This is a genomic window from Streptomyces sp. SID486, assembly GCF_009865385.1.
GTDB lineage: Bacteria > Actinomycetota > Actinomycetes > Streptomycetales > Streptomycetaceae > Streptomyces.
The window spans coordinates 1-327 of the sequence record NZ_WWJT01000368.1 but is presented as its reverse complement, the minus strand read 5'-3'; the positions used below and the strand labels follow the sequence as shown (position 1 = coordinate 327).

The 327-nt window shown below is 76.5% G+C and carries 1 protein-coding gene; it reads right to left on the bottom strand.

What is annotated here, in order from left to right; translation table 11 throughout:
* On the bottom strand, positions 1-327 hold a 327-nt coding region (locus GT045_RS17020; protein ID WP_272926862.1), incomplete at both ends, for a beta-ketoacyl synthase N-terminal-like domain-containing protein.

Here is a 327-nt window from a genome sequence, read left to right as displayed (position 1 = left end):
CCGTTGGAGGCGCCGTCCTGGTTGACGGCCGAGCCGCGCACCACGGCCAGCACGCGGTGGCCGTTGCGGCGGGCGTCGCCGAGCCGCTCCAGCAGGAGCAGGCCGGCGCCCTCGCCCCAGCCCGTGCCGTCGGCGCCCTCCGCGAAGGACTTGCAGCGGCCGTCCTCCGCGAGGCCCCGCTGGCGGGAGAAGTCGATGAAGGTGTCGGGGGTGGACATCACGGTGACGCCGCCGGCCAGGGCCAGGGCGCACTCGCCGGTGCGCAGCGCCTGCACCGCGAGGTGGAGGGCGACGAGGGAGGAGGAGCAGGCGGTGTCGACGGTGACG